This window comes from Burkholderia sp. BCC1640 (genome assembly GCF_902833125.1).
Taxonomy (GTDB): Bacteria; Pseudomonadota; Gammaproteobacteria; order Burkholderiales; family Burkholderiaceae; genus Burkholderia; species Burkholderia diffusa.
Window position 1 is genome coordinate 1 of record NZ_CADFEF010000028.1, and the last position, 15,418, is coordinate 15,418.

A 15,418-nucleotide genomic window follows, 5' to 3' on the forward strand; every position below is an offset into this window, starting at 1 on the left:
CACCGCCTCAACCTTGAATTCCTTCGTGTACTGCCGTCTCGGTACCACGTTCTCTGCCATGTTCTTCTCCATACAGGCAAAAAGTTATCAAACTTCTTGCTGTACGTGGAATCGAGGCAGGGTCAGTCGCCGCCGCTCCGCTCGGTCATCCAGCGCTGGCTGATCTGGGTCAGAGCAGTGATCAAAGGTCGAGCCTGGTCCGTCGTTGTCGCCGTCCCCGCTAGCCCCTCCATGACATTGGCGTACGCCCCTGCCGGGTCGAACGTCATCACTCTCACAAGCTGTGCAACACTTTGAAGCACGGTCGGACTCCATGGTTCGGCCGTAGTGTTGCCCCAAGCCTCACGCATGCATATCTCGAACACCTCCAGTGCCTTTTGCTGACCTTGCGTCATCGCGCTTGGCGATGGCTGTGAGTAAGACCTCAGCGCAGCCGGGAGATCTACGCGAATCGAAGCGGGCGCCGTGGGCCCCACTGCCAGCACGAGTCGATCCTTGCTCGGATCGAGGCAGCGATCCCAAAGTTGTTCGCCCTGACCGTCGCGGCAGACAAGCCAGTGTCGAATGAACTGCTGGATGGTCTTTGCCAAGCCGCCATCAGGCCCGGACGAGAGGTTCACGGTTGTCTTGGCCTGCACCGCGATGAACCCACCTTTCGAGGTTGCGACCAGGATATCGTCTACCGGCGCCTCGGTCTCAAAGCGAATCCAGACAGGAACGGCTGCCCCCAATTCCAGGACATAGTCGACCGGAACCTGGGCAAGCAACTGCAGGCCGAAAAGCGCCCCAAGCTGGGCCTGAAACCCAATACCTCCTGCTGCTGCAGCGCCACCGCTGGAGATACCGCGGGAACTAGTCGGATGCTGTGAGGTTGCCAAGTTGACTCGCTAAAGTTGACGGGGGTATGGCCGCAGTGATTGTACAAGGCGAACTGCTCTCAGTCGCGTAGACAGGCCGCGCCCTCAGGCACTCCCCTGCGATTTTTCATTGCTAGGTAGATTTGGGCTAGGCGGTCACCGCCCACTGCTCGCGGAGCGATTGAGATTACTCTCACTGCCCCCCAGTTGATGCGATGGCAGATAGCCCGCCTACCGTTAGAAGTCGAGGTTACCCAAAAGAGCGAGCACAAAAAGCAGAAAGCCCTCATACCGAGGGCTTTCAATTTCACTACAGTTTCAAAACTTTATTGCACTGTCCAGTCTGGATTTTCCAATCTCTATTGCACTTTCCAGACTATATTGTCACGCTACAGCCCGGACTTACGCGAAGTTCTTCGCTGCGAAGTCCCAGTTCACGATGTTCCAGAACGCTTCGACGAACTTCGGACGTGCGTTGCGGTAGTCGATGTAGTACGCGTGTTCCCACACGTCGATCGTCAGCAGCGGCTTGTCGGCCGTCGTCAGCGGCGTGGCGGCGTTGCTCGTCGACACGATGTCGAGCGAACCGTCGGCCTTCTTCACGAGCCATGCCCAGCCCGAACCGAACGTGCCGACCGCGGCCTTCGTGAACGCTTCCTTGAATGCGTCGTACGAACCCCACTTCGCGTTGATCGCGTCGCCCAGCGCGCCCGACGGTGCGCCGCCGCCGTTCGGCGACAGGCTGTTCCAGAAGAACGTGTGGTTCCAGATTTGCGCGGCGTTGTTGAAGATGCCGCCCGACGACTTCTTCACGATCTCTTCCAGCGACAGGTTTTCGAATTCCGTGCCCGGGATCAGATTGTTCAGGTTCGTCACATATGCCTGGTGATGCTTGCCGTAGTGGTACTCGATCGTCTCTTTCGAGATGGTCGGCGCGAGTGCGTCTTCAGCGTACGGGAGCGGCGGGAGCGTATGAGCCATGGCGATTCCTTCGTTGAGTATGTAGGGAGGCTGTGTTGAATGCTGCCGAGCGTCCGATTGTAGGCGAGTCCGAATATCCCCGCAAACTCACGGGCATTTATCCGCGGTATGCAGAAAATCGCCGCTGACGCTTCATCCGGCAGGACGAGACGACGATGCGCAGCATCCGTTCCCGCGTCCGGCGACCGGTATATCCGGACCGCCGGGCGCGCGACCTTCGTTTCGCTTACGCCGTCGTCGTCGTCGTCGTCACATCGTGTCGGTCAGCCGCGGCTGCACGTCGGCGAGCGACACGTCGGCCGAGCCTTCCGCAAGATGCACGGTGAGTCGGCGCTGCGGCTTCAGCGCGCTCGGCGCGCGCACCGCGCGGCCGGTCTGCGTGTCGATCAGCGCCGCATAGCCGCGCTCAAGCGTGCGCTGCGGGCTCAGCACCTCGAGCCGCGCCGCGCAGGCCGACACGCGCGCGGTATCGCGCTCGTGACGGCGCTGCAGCGCCACCGCGAGACGTTGCGACAGCCCGGCGAGCGCCTGACGCGCCTGCGCCGGGTCGGGCCGCGCGCGCTGCCAGCGCAATTGCGCGAGCGCGAAACGCGCGCGCGCGTCGCGCACCGGCCGCGACGCCGCCGACGCGAGCCGCACCGCCAGCTGTTCGACGTGCGTGCGTTGCCGCTGCAGCCGTTCGGCCGGGCTGACCAGCCGGCGCGCGAGCCAGTCGAGCTGCTGCGCACGCTGCTCGAGCCCGCGTTCCAGGCTGCGCGCAAGCGCGCGCTGACGGTCGGCAACCTCGCGCAACAGCAACGCGCGCTGCGGACTCGCGAGCTCGGCCGCGCCGGTCGGCGTCGGCGCGCGCAGGTCGGCCGCGAAGTCCGCGATCGTGAAATCGGTTTCGTGGCCGACGCCGCTGACGACCGGCAGTTCGCTCGCCGCGATCGCTCGCGCGAGCGCTTCGTCGTTGAACGACCACAGATCCTCGATCGACCCGCCGCCGCGACAGACGAGCAGCACGTCGACCTCGCGCCGCGCATTCGCGGTCTGCACGGCCGCGACGAGCTTTTCGGCGGAACCGGCACCCTGCACGGGCGCCGGATAGACGATCACCGGAATGTGCGGCGCGCGGCGCGCGAGCGTGGTCAGCACGTCACGCAGCGCGGCGGCCTGCAGCGACGTGACGATGCCGATCGCGCGCGGATGCGCAGGCAGCGGCCGCTTGCGCTCGGCAGCGAACAGCCCCTCGGCCTCGAGCTGCGCCTTCAGCCGCAGGAACGCCTCGTACAGACGCCCTTGGCCCGTGCGCCGCACGGCCTCGACGTTGAGCTGCACTTCGCCGCGCGGCTCGTACATCGTGACGACCGCGCGCACCTCGATCCGGTCACCTTCGCGCGGCGTGAATTCCGCGTACTGCGCGCGACCGCGGAACATCACGCAGCGCATCTGCGCCTGCTGGTCCTTGATCGAGAAATACCAGTGGCCGCTCGCGGCGCGCGTGAAATTCGACACTTCGCCCGAGATCCACAGCAGCGGAAACGAACGCTCGAGCATCGTCGAAATCGCGCGATTGAGCGCCGAAACGGGAATCACTTCGTCGCCGCCGCGCGTGGCGCCGGGCGCGGAAAAAGGAGAGTCGGAAAGCATGGGCGGTCGGATGAATGCTGGCGGCGACACGATAGTCCGACACGCGCGCGGCGTCCAGCGCCGGCCGCGCGCACTGCAACACGCGGAAGGTGTCCACACTCTGGCAATCGTCCGCCAAAAACGCTTGAAAACCGTGAAAAAAACCAGACAATTCCGCGTAACACGTTGATTTTTATATATTTTTAAACCTTACAGTTTTGTTCGACGCCGATTCGAAGTCCATCCGGCGGGCGTTTGACGCGAACGGGCGGGGAGTTTTTCACAGAGTTATCCACAACCCGCTCCGATCTGCCCCCATCGGATGCGTCGCCCGGCCGCGCTTGCCGCGCCCGCGTGCGGCGCGCTAGAGTGCCGCCTTCCGAAGACCTTGCGGCATGCGCCGCCCAACGGAGAATCCGTCTTGATGAATCCGTCCCACGCCGCGGTGCACGACGCGCCGCATCCGGCCCGATGAGCGCGCCCAGCGGCCCGCTCGCGCGGCTCGAAGCACGCCTCACGCGCGAATGGCAGCGACGCGGCGCCCTCGCCTGGGCGCTCACGCCGTTCGCGTGCGTGTTCGGCCTGTGCGCGGCGCTGCGCCGCACGGCCTACGCGCAGGGCTGGAAGCAACCGGCCGACGTCGGCGTGCCCGTCGTCGTGGTCGGCAACGTGACCGTCGGCGGCACCGGCAAGACGCCGACCGTGATCGCGCTCGTCGACGCGTTGCGCGCGGCCGGGTTCACGCCGGGCATCGTGTCGCGCGGCTACGGCGCGAACGTGAAGGCACCCACCGCGGTCACGCCCGCATCGCGCGCGAGCGCGGCCGGCGACGAGCCGCTGCTGATCGCGCGCCGCACCGGCGCGCCGGTGTGGGTGTGCCCCGACCGCGTCGCGGCCGCGCAGGCGCTGCGCGCCGCGCACCCGGACGTCGACGTGATCGTCAGCGACGACGGCCTCCAGCACTACCGTCTCGCCCGCACGGTCGAGCTCGTCGTGTTCGACCACCGGCTCGGCGGCAACGGCTTCCTGCTGCCGGCCGGGCCGCTGCGCGAGCCGCTGTCGCGCCACCGCGACGCGACGCTCGTCAACGATCCGTACAGCGGCGCGCTGCCGCCGTGGCCCGACACCTATGCGCTCGCGCTCACGCCGGGCGCCGCGTGGCACCTCGATCAGCCGGCGCTGCGCCGCCCGCTGTCGCAATTCGCGAACGAGCGCGTGCTCGCCGCGGCCGGCATCGGCGCGCCGGAACGCTTCTTCGCGACGCTGCGCGCGGCCGGCCTCGCACCGGCGACGCGCGCGCTGCCCGACCACTACGCGTTCGCCGACAATCCGTTCGTCGACGACGCGGTCGATGCGATCCTGATCACCGAGAAGGATGCAGTAAAATTGGGCGCTTCCTGGCGCGACGCTCGGCTGTGGGTCGTCCCCGTCGAAGCCGCGCTCGATCCTCGCCTCATTGCCCTCGTTGTGGAGAAACTCCGTGGACGCTCGCCTGCTTGAAATCCTTGTGTGCCCTATCTGCAAAGGCCCGCTCCACTATGACCGCGCCGCGCAGGAGCTGATCTGCAACGCGGACAAGCTCGCCTACCCGATCCGCGACGGCATCCCCGTGATGCTCGTCGACGAAGCACGCCAGACCGTCGAAGGCACGCCGGTCGACCCCGCCGGCCCGGCCGGCAGCTGACGCCGCAGCGCTGCACCGGCGCCCGGCCACGGTTCGCCGCGGCCGCGTGCCGGCCCCTGCCCCGGGCGGCCCGCCTTCGACGCGCCGCCCGCCCCGCTCTTCTCACCGCCCAGCCCCGATGACTCATCCGCAGCCCTTCATCGCCGTCATTCCTGCCCGGCTCGCGTCGACGCGTCTGCCGAACAAGCCGCTCGCCGATCTCGGCGGCAAGCCGATGGTCGTCCGCGTCGCCGAGCGTGCGCGCGAAGCGGGCGCGCAGCAGGTGCTCGTCGCGTCCGACGCGCAGAGCGTGCTCGACGCGGCCCGCGAGCACGGTTTCGAAACGGTGCTGACACGCGCCGACCATCCGTCGGGCACCGACCGGCTCGCGGAAGTCGCCGCGACGTTCGGGTGGAGCGACGACACCGTCGTCGTCAACGTGCAGGGCGACGAACCACTGATCGACCCGGCGCTCGTGCGCGACGTAGCGTCGCACCTCGCCGCGCATCCGGACTGCGCGATCGCGACCGCGGCGCACCCGATCCACGCCGCCGCCGACGTGTTCAACCCGAACATCGTGAAGGTCGCGCTCGACGCGCGCAACGTCGCGATGTACTTCTCGCGCGCGCCGATTCCGTGGAGCCGCGATGCGTACCAGCCGCACTGGCCCGACGTTGCGGCCATGCCGGCACCGGCCTTTCCGGTCCATCGTCACATCGGCCTCTACGCGTATCGCGCGCGTTTTCTGCGCACCTATCCGTCGCTCGCGCAGGCGCCGATCGAGCAGGCCGAGCAACTCGAACAGCTGCGCGCGATGTGGCACGGCGAGCGCATCGCGGTGCTGATCACCGAACATGCGCCCGAAGCCGGCATCGACACGCCGGCCGATCTCGCACGCGTGCAGGCCCTTTTTCGGCCGGGTTCAAAATAACCCGTGGCATAATCAGGCGATTGTGCGAGCCGTCCGCGACCCGCGCGTCCTCGCTTGACCCAGCCACGGCCCGCCCCGGCAGCCGCGCGTCGCTTTTCGCCGACGCGCCGCATCAGACCGGTCCGCCGCGCGCAAGGCAAGCCCCGCGCACGCTGTCGCCGACACTTTTACGTCTCGCCACACGAATCTACATACTGGAGATATCACCATGCGTTTGATCCTGTTGGGCGCGCCCGGCGCGGGAAAGGGCACCCAGGCAAACTTCATCAAGGAAAAGTTCGGCATCCCGCAAATCTCGACGGGTGACATGCTGCGCGCGGCCGTCAAGGCCGGCACGCCGCTCGGCATCGAGGCGAAGCGTTTCATGGACGAAGGCAAGCTCGTGACGGACGACCTGATCATCGGTCTCGTGAAGGAGCGCCTGAAGGAAGCCGATTGTGCGAACGGCTATCTGTTCGATGGCTTCCCGCGCACGATCGCGCAGGCTGACGCGATGAAGGACGCCGGCGTCGCGATCGATTACGTGCTCGAAATCGACGTCCCGTTCTCGGAAATCGTCGAGCGCATGAGCGGCCGCCGCACGCACCCGGCGTCGGGTCGCACGTACCACGTCAAGTTCAATCCGCCGAAGGTCGAGGGCGTGGACGACGTGACGGGCGAACCACTGATCCAGCGCGACGACGACAAGGAAGAAACCGTCAAGAAGCGTCTCGAAGTGTACGAAGCGCAGACCAAGCCGCTGATCAAGTACTACGGCGACTGGGCGCAGCGCGGCGAGGAAAATGGCCTGAAGGCCCCGCAGTATCGCAAGATCTCGGGCCTCGGCAGCGTCGACGAAATCCGCGAGCGTGCGTTCGACGCACTGAAGTAAGCACAGTGTCGTGCACCGCGAGCCGCCCTTCCGGGCGGCTTTTTTTCGTCTGCTGCAGCCGTTTCGTCTGACCTGGATTCGCACGACCGTGCCGCACTGGCCGGCGCGCGACGGCGCCCCGTACAATCGATCGAACGCGTGCGCCGTGTGGATCGGCGCACCGGCCTTTCCTCCGATCGACCGGCATCGGACCCAAAACCAAGGAGACAGTGATGGAGATTCGCGGCAACGTCTTTCTAATCACGGGCGGCGCATCGGGCCTCGGCGCCGGAACGGCCCGCATGCTCGCGCAGGCCGGCGGCAAGGTCGTGCTCGCCGACCTGAACGAGGCGGCCGGCACGGCGCTCGCGACCGAGCTGGGCGGTCTGTTCGTGCGCTGCGACGTGTCGAGCGAGGCCGATGCGCAAGCGGCCGTCGACGCCGCGACGCGCGCGGGCACGCTGCGCGGCCTCGTGAACTGCGCGGGCATCGCGCCCGCCGCGAAAACCGTCGGCAAGGACGGCGCGCATCCGCTCGACGTATTCGCGAAAACGATCAACGTGAACCTGGTCGGCACCTTCAACATGATCCGGCTTGCGGCCGCTGCGATGGCGGCGACCGCGCCGAACGACGGCGGCGAGCGCGGCGTGATCGTCAGCACCGCGTCGGTCGCGGCCTACGACGGACAGATCGGCCAGGCCGCGTACGCGGCGTCGAAGGCCGGCGTCGCGGGCATGACGCTGCCGATTGCACGCGACCTGTCGCGCAGCGGCATCCGCGTGATGACGATCGCGCCGGGGCTGTTCGAGACGCCGATGCTGCTCGGCATGCCGAAGGACGTGCAGGACGCGCTCGGCGCGATGGTGCCGTTCCCGCCGCGGCTCGGCAAACCGGACGAATACGCGATGCTGGTGCGCCAGATCGTCGAAAACCCGATGCTCAACGGCGAAGTAATCCGCCTCGACGGCGCGATCCGGATGCAGCCGAAGTAAGGGCCACGCAATTGCTAATGAAAAACGCCCGCGATGCGGGCGTTTTCACGTTCGGCGTTTCGGCGCTACCGCGACGGCTCAGTCCTCGTCGTCGCGCTGCATCCGCTGCCGCAACTCGGTCACCTGCGATTCGACGACGGTCGCGTCGTCCGCATCGGGCCGCTCGCCGAGATACTGCTCGAGATCCTCGAGCGCCGGGCGCAGATAGTCGAGCCGCGCATAGGCGAAGCCGCGGTCGCGCACCTCGTCGAGCTGTTCCGGCAGCAGGATCACGAGCCGCTGCTGCACGGCAAGCAGCCGCTGCCAGCGTTCCGTCTGCAGGTAGATCGTCTTCAGGTTGCGCAGCATCCGCGCGATGATCTCGCGGCTCGTGGCCGGCTGCAGCAGCGCGCGCAACGCGCTGTCGACCGCGCCCGCCGCGCGCGCGACGTACGGCTCGAGCATCTCGACCATCTCGGCTTCGGACAGCGAATGACCGTTGGTCGGATCGATGATCAGGTCGCCGTCCGGCAGCGTCACGCGCAGCAGGAAGTGGCCGGGAAACGACACGCCGCGCGCCGGCACGCCGATCTGCTCGGCGAGCTCCAGGTACAGCACCGACAGCGAGATCGGAATCCCGCGCCGCCGCTTCAGCACCGCGTTCAGGTGGCTGTTATCGGGGTCGTAGTAATCGTTGTGATTGCACGCGAAGCCGAGTTCGCGGAAGAAGAACTCGTTCAGCGCGGCGACGCGGTCCTTCAGGTCCGCATCGTCGGCGAGCCGGCGGCGCAGCCGCGCGGCCAGCATGTCGATTTCGGCCAGCGTGCCCTGCAGGTCGAGGTCGGGATACGCGTCCTGTGCGAGCGACAGCGCGGTTTCCGTGACGGGCAGACTGTCGTCGTCCGCCACGAGCGTGCTGAAGTAGTCGAGGACGCGGGTCATTGCGGTCGTCACTTGGCGCGCCTTCTGAAGTAAGCGTATTTGAAGCCCATCACCCACAACATACCGAAATATAGTGCAGCGAACAGCACCAGGCACGCCGCCATCAGCGCGATGCGATCGAGCGGCTGCGCACGCATGCCGGTCCAGTCGAAGCTGATCGCGCACCAGTGCATCAGGCCCGCGAGCACGAGCGCCGCGCCGATCAGTTGCATGAAGAAGCGCAGCCAGCCCGGCGACGGCTGGTAGATGCCGCGCTTGCGCAGCCCGAGGAACAACAGCAGCGAGTTCAGACATGCGCCGACGCCGATGCTCAGCGTGAGGCCCGCATGGCCGATCAGCGGCACGAACACGTAGTTCGAGATCTGCGTGACGATCAGCACGCCGATCGCGATCTTCACGGGCGTCTTGATGTCCTGCTTCGCGTAGAAGCCCGGCGCGAGGATCTTGATCAGGATGATGCCGACAAGGCCGATCCCGTAGGTCGCGAGCGCGCGCGCGACCATCGTGACCGTATGCGCGTCGAACTTGCCGTAGTTGAACAGCGTCGCGGTGAGCGGCGTCGCGAAGAAGAACAGCGCGAGCGCGCTCGGCGCCGCGAGCAGGAACGTGACGCGCAGCCCCCAGTCGAGCAGTGCCGAATACTCGTGCGAATCGGCGTCGACGTGCGCCTTCGACAGGCTCGGCAGCAGGATCGTGCCGAGCGCGACGCCGAGCAGCGCGGTCGGGAATTCCATCAGGCGGTCGGCGTAGTTGATCCACGACACGGCGCCCTGCCCGAGCCGCGACGCGATGTTGGTGTTGATGATCAACGACAGTTGCGCGACCGACACCGCGAACGTCGCGGGCACCATCTTCGCGAGCACGCGCTTCACGCCGGGATGACGCAGCGCGCGCACCGGGTTGAGGCCGATCAGCGGCACCATGTCGATCTTCTTCAGCCCCGGCAGTTGCACGATGAACTGCAGCACGCCGCCGACGATGACGGCCCATGCGAGCGCGTAGACCGGCACCTTCAGGTGCGGCGCGACGAACACGGCCGCGGCGATGAACGCGACGTTGAGCAGCACCGGCGCGAACGCCGGCAGCGAGAAGCTCTTGTAGGTATTCAGCACGCCGGACGCGAGTGTCGTCAGCGAGATAAACACGATGTACGGGAACATGATCCGCGTCATCGTGACCGCGAGCGGGAACGCCTGCCCGTCGGTATGCAGGCCGGACGCGACCGCGAACACGACCCACGACGCGCCAGCGATCCCGAGGACCGACAGCACGGCGAGCGCCCAGGCGAGCACGGTCGACATCGCGTCGACGAGCGCCTTGGTCGCATCGTGCCCCTGCTGGTTCTTGAACTCGGCCAGGATCGGCACGAACGCCTGCGAGAACGCGCCTTCGGCGGACAGGCGGCGCAGCAAGTTCGGGATGCGGAAAGCGACGTAGAACGCGTCGGTGTATTGACTGGCGCCGAACGCACGGGCGATCAGCGTCTCGCGGGCCAGTCCGGTCACGCGCGACAGCAGCGTGAAGCCGCTGACCGTCAGCAGGGCTCGGAATAGATTCATGGGGCGCTTATTATACGGACGTTGCGTGTCCCGGCACGGACGGATGCCGAAAAGGGCCCACGTCGCCGACGCCCCCGTCCGACCGACGTCACGTTGACCTTGCCACGCGCTTGATTTTGTTGCTATAATCGCCGGTTTCTGAGCCTGTTACATGCACGGCGCCTGTCGTTTTCATGTCTCGGCCTCGGTTAAAATCACCGTTTTTTATGCGCCCCTGGGCAATCGTTCTCAGGGGACGGATCGAAAAGCAGCGCTTGGCCGTCAGGCTCCAAGCTCTGGAAACAGGACAGGATAAGGAACCGTCATGGCTAACTCCGCACAAGCACGCAAGCGCGCCCGCCAAGCCGCGAAGGCAAATTCGCACAACTCGGCGCTGCGCTCGAAATTCCGTACCGCGATCAAGTCGGTTCGCAAGGCTGTTGAAGCCGGCGACCAGGCAAAGGCTGCCGAGCTGTTCAAGGCTGCCGTGAAGACGATCGACACGATCGCCGACAAGAAGATCGTTCACAAGAACAAGGCCGCTCGCAGCAAGAGCCGCCTCGCCGCAGCCGTCAAGGGTCTGCAGGCAGCAGCGTAAATCCGGTGCGCCCGCTCTCGCGGGCGTTCCTGTTTCCTGCGATCGCAAAAAAGCCCGCCTAGGCGGGCTTTTTGTCGTGCGTCGCCTGCGCATCGCGCCGGGCGACCGTCAGACGCGGGCGCGGGATGCTCCCCTCGCCCGCCCAACTCACTTCTTCTCGTTGTAGTCCGGCAACTCGCACGCCTCGGTGACGACGAGGTTGTTGTCCTTCGCAAAGTTCAGCACGAAATCGAACGCCATTGGCTCGATGTCGCGCAGCCGGGAATCGAGGATCACGCATTTCAGGTCGCCGAGCATCGTCGGGCGCACGTACAGCGAATATTTCAGGCGCGCGTTCGGCCCGCTCGCACCCGGCCCGAAACAGGCCATCACGCCGGCCAGACGCTCCGACCAGTCGCTCGGGCGAAACTTTTTCCCGTCTTTCGTGATGCCCTGGATGAAGAATTCGGTCGGAGGGGTTTCAGCCATGTGGTTACCCAAGTGACGGCCCGGCGATGTCCAGGCGACGGCGCCTGGATACGCGAACACAAAGCTGGAGTGGACGGCGACACATGCGCTCCGATATCCCGAAAACAGGACGTCGCTGCGTGCCGCCGGCGCGCCGCACCGGATTTGTGCAGCGCATGGCTTGTGTCCGGCAGAGCGCGAAGAGCCTTGCCTGCCGGGCTGGAGAAAACTTTTGGATTATACCGCAGCGCGACATCGCGCGTCGTCTCGCGGCCCCTCTTCCGGCATCCTCCCGTGCGCGCGACGATCCCGCCCCGGTTTTCGGCGCGGCTCGTCAAAGCACAGAAAATCCTTTATGCTGCTTTGAGTTATCCACACCCGACGGCGGCGCCGTCCGGCCCCGCTGCCGGTCCAGACCCGCCGTATCTCGTTTCATGACCGCCAAAACCATTCGTCACTACCTGCAGTTCAAGGATTTCTCGCTGGAAGACTACGAGTACGTGCTCGAACGCACGGGTATCCTGAAGCGCAAGTTCAAGAACTACGAGACCTATCACCCGCTGCACGACCGCACGCTCGCGATGATCTTCGAGAAGAGCTCGACGCGCACGCGCCTGTCGTTCGAAGCCGGCATCTTCCAGCTCGGCGGCCACGCGGTGTTCATGAGCACGCGCGACACGCAGCTCGGCCGCGGCGAGCCGGTCGAGGATTCCGCGCAGGTCATCTCGCGGATGGTCGACATCATCATGATCCGCACGTTCGAGCAGGACGTGATCACGCGCTTCGCGGAAAATTCCCGCGTGCCGGTGATCAACGGCCTGACCAACGAATACCACCCGTGCCAGGTACTCGCCGACATCTTCACGTACTACGAGCACCGAGGCCCGATCGCCGGCAAGACGGTCGCTTGGGTCGGCGATGCGAACAACATGCTGTACACGTGGATCGAAGCCGCGCAGATCCTCGGCTTCAAGCTGCGCCTGTCGACGCCGCCGGGCTACGCGCTCGACATGAAGCTCGTGTCGCCGGACAGCGCGCCGTTCTACGAGGTGTTCGACGATCCGAACGAAGCGTGCAAGGGCGCCGATCTCGTGACGACCGACGTGTGGACGAGCATGGGTTTCGAAGCCGAGAACGAAGCGCGCAAGCAGGCATTTGCCGACTGGTGCGTCGACGAGGAAATGATGGGCCACGCAAACGCGGACGCGCTCTTCATGCACTGCCTGCCCGCGCACCGCGGCGAGGAAGTGACGGCCGGCGTGATCGACGGCCCGCAGAGCGTCGTGTGGGACGAGGCGGAAAACCGCCTGCACGTGCAGAAGGCGCTGATGGAGTTCCTGCTGCTCGGCCGCCTCAAGCACTGATCGCAGCACCCGCGGCCCGCCGGCATCGGCCGGCATGCGAAAAAAAAGCGCCGATCGACGATCGGCGCTTTTTGTTTGTACGGGGCGAAAGCGAATGAAATGCGCGGTACGAAGCGCCGCGTTACAGGCACACCGGCTCGGGTTCGAGCTCGACGCCGAACCGCTCGCGCACGTCGTCCTGGATCGCGCGCGCCAGCGCGAGGACCTCGGCCCCAGTCGCGCCGCCGTGATTCACCAGCACGAGCGCCTGCCGGTCGTGCACGGCCGCCGCGCCGAGCGCGCGCCCCTTCCAGCCGCAGCGGTCGATCAGCCAGCCGGCCGCGAGCTTCACGTGTCCGTCCGGCTGCGGATACGACACGACTTCGGGCACGCGCGCGCGCAGCGCGTCGAACTGCGCGGCGTCAATCACCGGATTCTTGAAGAAACTGCCCGCGTTGCCGAGCACGAGCGGATCGGGCAGCTTCGCGCGGCGGATCGCGACGACCGCGTCGAACACGTCGCGCGGCGTTGCCGCGTCCGGCGCGATGCCGCGCGCATCGAGCTCGCGCGTGACATCGGCGTAGCCGAGCCGCGGCGTCCAGCGCTTGGGCAGCCGGAACGTCACCGCGACGATTGCGAAGCGGCCGCGCCCTTCCCGCTTGAAGAAGCTGTCGCGATAGCCGAACGCGCAGCGCGCGGCGTCGAAGCGCTCGCTGCGCCCCGTCGCGAGCTCGACGGCGACCAGCGAGTCGAAATACGTCTTCATCTCGAGGCCGTACGCGCCGATGTTCTGGATCGGCGCGGCGCCGACGGTGCCCGGAATCAGCGCAAGGTTCTCGAGGCCAGGCATCCCGTGCTCGAGCGTCCACGCAACGAACGCGTGCCAGATCTCGCCGCCGCCGGCCTCGACGTACCATGCATCGTCGTCCTCGCGCACGACGCGGCGGCCGGCGATCTCGTCGAGCAGCACGATGCCGTCGAAATCGCGCGTGAACACGACGTTGCTGCCGCCGCCGAGCACGAGCTGCGGCAGCGACGCGACGCGCGGGTCGCGGTGCAGCGCCTCGAACTGCGCCGCCTGCGTGATGCGCGCGGCAAAGCGCGCCTTCGCGGCAATGCCGAACGTATTGTGCGCGGCAAGCGGATGGTCGGGGAGCAGCGACAGGGCGGAATCGTCAGGAGGCATCGGCATTCGCGGTCACGTCCGCCGGGCGGGCTCACGGCCGGCCTTGGGCAAACGGAGGGGCATCGGTAAAATGGCAAACAGTCCGCAATTATAGCGAGTGCCCGCGCGCGAGCCGGGCGCCCGCATCTCAAGGGAGAATGCCATGCCATCGTTCGACGTCGTTTCCGAAGCGAACATGATCGAAGTGAAGAACGCCATCGAGCAGTCGAACAAGGAAATTTCGACGCGCTTCGACTTCAAGGGCTCCGACGCGCGCGTCGAGCAGAAGGAGCGCGAGCTGACGCTGTTCGCCGACGACGATTTCAAGCTCGGCCAGGTCAAGGACGTGCTGATCAACAAGCTCGCGAAGCGCAACGTCGACGTGCGCTTCCTCGACTACGGCAAGGTCGAGAAGATCGGCGGCGACAAGGTCAAGCAGATCGTCACCGTGAAGAAGGGCGTGACGGGCGACCTCGCAAAGAAGATCGTCAGGCTCGTGAAAGACAGCAAGATCAAGGTGCAGGCGAGCATCCAGGGCGACGCGGTGCGCGTGGCCGGCACGAAGCGCGACGACCTGCAGAGCGTGATCGCGATGCTGCGCAAGGACGTGACCGACACCCCGCTCGACTTCAATAACTTCCGCGACTGATCGACGCCGCCGACCGCGCAGTCGACCGATCACGCCGCGCCGCCGGGCCCCGCACGCAGGGCGCCCCGGCGGGCGGCAGCAGTCATCCCCTTCCTCAGACCTTCCCGCCGTCCTGCGCACCGCCATCGGACGCAGCTTTCTTCTTGTCGCCGATCCGGCTTTCCTGCCCCGCCAGCAGCTTCGAGATGTTGCCGCGGTGGCGCCATACGAGCAGCACGCTCATCGCGAGCACGGCCCACGCGACCGGGTTGTGCCCGGTGCCGAACAGGAACACGTCGAACACCGGTGCGAACACGGCCGCCACCAACGCCGCGAGCGACGAATAGCGGAAGAAGAACGCGACGATCAACCAGGTCAGCGCGGTCGCCAGGCCGAGCACCGGATGCACGGCGAGCAGCACGCCGGCCGCGGTCGCGACGCCCTTGCCGCCCTGAAAGCGGAAGAACACCGGATACAGGTGGCCGATGAACACGGCGATCGCGACCCACGCGACGGCGACGTCGGACAGCCCGAAGTGCCGCGCGAGCCAGACGGCGAGCCAGCCCTTGAACGCATCGCCGACGAGCGTCAGGATCGCGGCCTTCTTGTTGCCGCTGCGCAGCACATTGGTCGCGCCGGGATTCTTCGACCCGTACGAACGGGGATCGGCCAGGCCCATCGCGGCGCTGACGACGACGGCGAACGACACCGAACCGATCAGGTAAGCAACAAGTGCGGCGAGCAGGATCTGCATGCGGAGAACTCTTCTTTCAACGTATCGGTGAAGGGGCGGCCGGGCACGGCATGCCGGCCGGTTGCGGCGGGCGCCGTCGCGGTGAACCGCCGGCAGGCCGTGGCGGCCGGCCGTGCGGGCCGACCGGCCGAAACGGCGC

Annotated in this window: 16 protein-coding genes; 8 read left to right on the forward strand and 8 right to left on the reverse strand. The window is 66.4% G+C overall.

Annotation, left to right across the window (positions count from 1 at the left end; all coding sequences use genetic code 11):
- Positions 1 to 122: 122 nt before the first annotated feature.
- The 3 genes from HWX25_RS25635 to xseA all read right to left on the reverse strand — a co-directional run bounded on the left by HWX25_RS25635 (position 123) and on the right by xseA (position 3,470).
- On the reverse strand, positions 123 to 878 hold the full coding sequence (locus HWX25_RS25635; RefSeq protein WP_175911209.1) for a hypothetical protein: 756 nt from the start codon (positions 876 to 878) through the stop codon (positions 123 to 125).
- Positions 879 to 1,259: 381 nt separating this feature from the next.
- Positions 1,260 to 1,838 (reverse strand): superoxide dismutase [Fe], encoded by a 579-nt coding sequence (sodB, locus tag HWX25_RS25640; RefSeq protein WP_044848579.1) that lies wholly within the window; start codon positions 1,836 to 1,838, stop codon positions 1,260 to 1,262.
- 249 nt (positions 1,839 to 2,087) lie between these two features.
- Positions 2,088 to 3,470: an exodeoxyribonuclease VII large subunit gene (gene xseA / locus HWX25_RS25645; RefSeq protein ID WP_059690570.1), complete on the reverse strand. Its 1,383-nt coding sequence runs from the start codon at positions 3,468 to 3,470 to the stop codon at positions 2,088 to 2,090.
- A gap of 450 nt (positions 3,471 to 3,920) precedes the next feature.
- Between xseA and lpxK the strand changes: the two genes are divergently transcribed.
- From lpxK to HWX25_RS25670, 5 genes are all read left to right on the forward strand, one after another.
- Entirely contained in the window at positions 3,921 to 4,949 is a 1,029-nt protein-coding gene (gene lpxK, locus HWX25_RS25650) for a tetraacyldisaccharide 4'-kinase (RefSeq protein ID WP_175911211.1), read from the forward strand.
- Complete coding sequence (locus HWX25_RS25655; protein WP_006750935.1) at positions 4,930 to 5,133, forward strand: Trm112 family protein; 204 nt, start codon at positions 4,930 to 4,932, stop codon at positions 5,131 to 5,133. Before lpxK ends, HWX25_RS25655 begins: the two co-directional genes overlap by 20 nt.
- Positions 5,134 to 5,251: 118 nt before the next feature.
- On the forward strand, positions 5,252 to 6,043 hold the full coding sequence (gene kdsB / locus HWX25_RS25660) for a 3-deoxy-manno-octulosonate cytidylyltransferase (protein ID WP_175911213.1): 792 nt from the start codon (positions 5,252 to 5,254) through the stop codon (positions 6,041 to 6,043).
- A gap of 208 nt (positions 6,044 to 6,251) precedes the next feature.
- Positions 6,252 to 6,914, forward strand: a complete 663-nt coding sequence (gene adk, locus HWX25_RS25665) for an adenylate kinase (protein WP_059690572.1) — start codon at positions 6,252 to 6,254, stop codon at positions 6,912 to 6,914.
- Positions 6,915 to 7,126: 212 nt separating this feature from the next.
- Complete coding sequence (locus HWX25_RS25670; RefSeq protein WP_059701828.1) at positions 7,127 to 7,885, forward strand: SDR family NAD(P)-dependent oxidoreductase; 759 nt, start codon at positions 7,127 to 7,129, stop codon at positions 7,883 to 7,885.
- A 78-nt stretch (positions 7,886 to 7,963) separates the two neighbouring features.
- Here the strand turns inward: HWX25_RS25670 and HWX25_RS25675 are convergent, their stop codons facing one another.
- Together HWX25_RS25675 and murJ are read right to left on the reverse strand one after the other, a co-directional pair.
- The gene (locus HWX25_RS25675) at positions 7,964 to 8,806 is read right to left on the reverse strand and encodes a SirB1 family protein (RefSeq protein ID WP_059528320.1); all 843 of its coding nucleotides are present in this window, start codon (positions 8,804 to 8,806) and stop codon (positions 7,964 to 7,966) included.
- Between the two features lie 8 nt (positions 8,807 to 8,814).
- Positions 8,815 to 10,410 carry a murein biosynthesis integral membrane protein MurJ gene (gene murJ, locus HWX25_RS25680; protein ID WP_347879266.1) on the reverse strand — a complete coding sequence of 532 codons (1,596 nt, stop codon included), beginning with the start codon at positions 10,408 to 10,410 and terminating at the stop codon, positions 8,815 to 8,817.
- Positions 10,411 to 10,669: 259 nt separating this feature from the next.
- On the opposite strand from murJ, the gene rpsT reads away from it, so the two are divergent.
- On the forward strand, positions 10,670 to 10,942 hold the full coding sequence (gene rpsT, locus HWX25_RS25685; RefSeq protein WP_006482211.1) for a 30S ribosomal protein S20: 273 nt from the start codon (positions 10,670 to 10,672) through the stop codon (positions 10,940 to 10,942).
- A gap of 147 nt (positions 10,943 to 11,089) precedes the next feature.
- On the opposite strand, the gene HWX25_RS25690 is transcribed toward rpsT, so the two are convergent.
- Positions 11,090 to 11,410, reverse strand: a complete 321-nt coding sequence (locus HWX25_RS25690; protein ID WP_006762342.1) for a DUF3579 domain-containing protein — start codon at positions 11,408 to 11,410, stop codon at positions 11,090 to 11,092.
- Between the two features lie 413 nt (positions 11,411 to 11,823).
- Between HWX25_RS25690 and argF the strand changes: the two genes are divergently transcribed.
- The gene (argF, locus tag HWX25_RS25695; RefSeq protein ID WP_059511839.1) at positions 11,824 to 12,753 is read left to right on the forward strand and encodes an ornithine carbamoyltransferase; all 930 of its coding nucleotides are present in this window, start codon (positions 11,824 to 11,826) and stop codon (positions 12,751 to 12,753) included.
- Between the two features lie 121 nt (positions 12,754 to 12,874).
- Here argF and murB read toward each other — a convergent pair whose 3' ends face one another.
- Positions 12,875 to 13,924, reverse strand: coding sequence for a UDP-N-acetylmuramate dehydrogenase (gene murB, locus HWX25_RS25700; RefSeq protein ID WP_175911215.1), 1,050 nt, complete (start codon positions 13,922 to 13,924; stop codon positions 12,875 to 12,877).
- A 136-nt stretch (positions 13,925 to 14,060) separates the two neighbouring features.
- On the opposite strand from murB, the gene HWX25_RS25705 reads away from it, so the two are divergent.
- Positions 14,061 to 14,546 (forward strand): YajQ family cyclic di-GMP-binding protein, encoded by a 486-nt coding sequence (locus HWX25_RS25705; RefSeq protein WP_006762345.1) that lies wholly within the window; start codon positions 14,061 to 14,063, stop codon positions 14,544 to 14,546.
- 94 nt (positions 14,547 to 14,640) lie between these two features.
- On the opposite strand, the gene plsY is transcribed toward HWX25_RS25705, so the two are convergent.
- Positions 14,641 to 15,279 carry a glycerol-3-phosphate 1-O-acyltransferase PlsY gene (plsY, locus tag HWX25_RS25710; RefSeq protein WP_059690575.1) on the reverse strand — a complete coding sequence of 213 codons (639 nt, stop codon included), beginning with the start codon at positions 15,277 to 15,279 and terminating at the stop codon, positions 14,641 to 14,643.
- Positions 15,280 to 15,418 lie beyond the last annotated feature (139 nt).